The organism is Microbacterium sp. zg.Y909, assembly GCF_024626565.1.
The window spans coordinates 1-2125 of record NZ_JANJFJ010000562.1 but is presented as its reverse complement, the minus strand read 5'-3'; the positions used below and the strand labels follow the sequence as shown (position 1 = coordinate 2125).

At 73.1% G+C, this 2125-nt stretch carries 4 protein-coding genes; 3 read left to right on the top strand and 1 reads right to left on the bottom strand.

The window, feature by feature from the left end; translation table 11 throughout:
- Window positions 1-11 precede the first annotated feature (11 nt).
- From NQ160_RS22835 to NQ160_RS22825, 3 genes are all read left to right on the top strand, one after another.
- The gene (locus NQ160_RS22835; RefSeq protein WP_374113706.1) at window positions 12-881 is read left to right on the top strand and encodes a serine hydrolase; all 870 of its coding nucleotides are present in this window, start codon (window positions 12-14) and stop codon (window positions 879-881) included.
- Between the two features lie 51 nt (window positions 882-932).
- Window positions 933-1319, top strand: a complete 387-nt coding sequence (locus tag NQ160_RS22830; protein ID WP_257517309.1) for an MmcQ/YjbR family DNA-binding protein — start codon at window positions 933-935, stop codon at window positions 1317-1319.
- Window positions 1320-1448: 129 nt separating this feature from the next.
- Window positions 1449-1859 carry a VOC family protein gene (locus NQ160_RS22825; RefSeq protein WP_257517248.1) on the top strand — a complete coding sequence of 137 codons (411 nt, stop codon included), beginning with the start codon at window positions 1449-1451 and terminating at the stop codon, window positions 1857-1859.
- Between the two features lie 42 nt (window positions 1860-1901).
- Here the strand turns inward: NQ160_RS22825 and NQ160_RS22820 are convergent.
- Window positions 1902-2125: formyltransferase family protein (locus tag NQ160_RS22820; RefSeq protein WP_306854037.1), on the bottom strand; the 224-nt coding region annotated here is incomplete at its 5' end.

Genomic DNA, 2125 nt, shown 5'->3' with positions numbered 1-2125 from the left:
AGCAGCCGTCCCTGCGGGGTGCGCACCGCCGGCCCCGTCGGCCCGCCGCCGCCCGCAGATCGTTCCCCGCAACCTGGCGGGCCCTGGACGAGCTCGCCGCGTCGGGAGCGCGGGTGTCGGTGCGCGTGGCCGATCTCGACAGCGGCGAGGTGCTGCTCTCGGGCGACGACCACCGCACCCTGCCGATCGCCGGCCTGGGGGTCGTGCCGCTGCTGGTCGAGACCGCCGCCGCGTTCGAGGACGGCCGGCTCGACCCGCTCGAGATCGTCGACCGTCAGCAGCTCCCGCCGGTGGCGGTGGCGGGGGTGTGGCAGCATCTGAAGGCTCCGGCGCTGCCGCTGGCCGACCTCGCCGTGCTCGCCGCGGCCACCGGCGACGCGCTCGCCGCGAACGCGCTGCTCGAGCGGGTCGGGCTGCCCGCGGTGCGGGCGCGGCTGGAGTCTCTGGGAATGGAGCACACCGCGCTCATGGACGGATTCCGCAACGAGCGCGGCCCCGACGACGCGCCTCAGGTGGCGCTCGGCACGGCGCGGGAGCTGGCAGGTCTCTTCGCGTCGCTCGTCAACGCGCAGGCCGTCTCGCCCGGGGTGAGCGCGCAGGTGTCGGAGTGGCTGAGCCTCAACGTGGATCTGACGCTCGTGGCATCCGCCACGGGACTCGACCCCTTCGCGCATGAGGACGACGCCCACGGGCTGCTGTTCGTCAACAAGACCGGTCGGGGCGACGGGATCCGGTCGGAGGCTGGCGTGCTCGCCGGTCCTCGCGCCGGCGTGGCGTACGCCCTGCTCGTCGCGTTCGACGACCTGTCGATCGCGCACCGGCTGCGCGCGCACGAGGCGTTCCGCACGCTGGGCGTCGAGCTGATGGAGTACGTGTACTGAGTCGCCGCCGCCGAGGTTCCCCCGGGCCGGGTGGCGCGGCAGGATGTCGGCATGGAGCATCCCCTGATGTTCGATCCCGACGATCCCCTGCTGGGGCGCCTGCGGGCGGTGTGCCTCGCCTACCCGGCTGCGCAGGAGCGGATCAGCCACGGCCGCCCGAACTTCTTCACGGTGCGGACGTTCTGCTACTTCGGCGGGGGTGAGCGCCGCGGCGCGGGAGACCATGTGCGTCACGACGCGGCGATCCTGGTGCGGCCCGATCCCGATGACGCGCCGGCACTGCGCCAGGATCCCCGTTTCTTCGTGCCTGCGTACCTGGGTGCCTCGGGGTGGCTCGGGATCGACCTCGCCGATGCCGGCTGGGACGAGGTCAGCGAGCTCATCGACGCCTCGTTCCGGGTGACGGCGCCCGCCCGCCTGGTTCGGCAGCTGGATTAGCGGGTTGGCTGCGGCCAGTGAGACACCACGTTCTGGCCGAGACGCACCGCGACGCGTGGTGTTCGACCGGAAAGTGGTGTCTCGGGGTCGCCGGCGCACGCGCACCGCCACATGCGCCAGAATGTGGGGATGCCGCTCTTCGATCACCTGGGCGTCTCCGTCGACGACCTCGCCCGCGCCACCGCCGAGTTCGACCCCGTGCTGACGGCGCTGGGGCTCGCCCGCGAGGACGGCGACCACGGGGTGGCGTGGTACGCCGAGGGGGAGACCGAGTTCATCCTGCTTCCCGCGCGCGAGGAGGGGACCGGGCCGCACCGGCACGGCCGCGTCGGGTGGCAGCACCTCGCGTTCGCGGTCGACTCGCGCGCCGATGTCGACCGGATGCACCAGGTGGCGGTGGATGCCGGCTGGTCGGTGGTGCGCGAGCCGAAGACGTACCCGCGCTTCAACGACCGGTACTACGCGTCGTTCGTGGAGAACGCCGACGGCATCCGCATCGAGTTCATGCACAACCCGCCGCAGCAGACGCCCCAGCCCTGACCGGCACGCGCGCCGGCGCGCGCCGGCGTCGCGCGGCCGCGGTCAGAAGACGATCGTGTGGTTGCCGTGGCGGATCACGCGGTCCTGCGCGTGCCACAGCACCGCGCGCGAGAGCACCTGGCGCTCGACGTCCGCGCCGCGGCGGGCGAGCTCGGCGGTCGTGTCGGCGTGGGTGACGCGGATCGTGTCCTGCTCGATGATCGGACCCTCGTCGAGGTCGGTCGTGACGTAGTGGCTCGTCGCGCCGATGAGCTTGACGCCGCGCT

What these genes read in the sequence shown, in the direction of transcription:
- NQ160_RS22830 (WP_257517309.1), top strand. Translation starts at nt 933, where the DNA reads ATGGAGCATCCCCTGATGTTCGATCCCGACGATCCCCTGCTGGGGCGC.
- NQ160_RS22825 (WP_257517248.1), top strand. Translation starts at nt 1,449, where the DNA reads ATGCCGCTCTTCGATCACCTGGGCGTCTCCGTCGACGACCTCGCCCGC.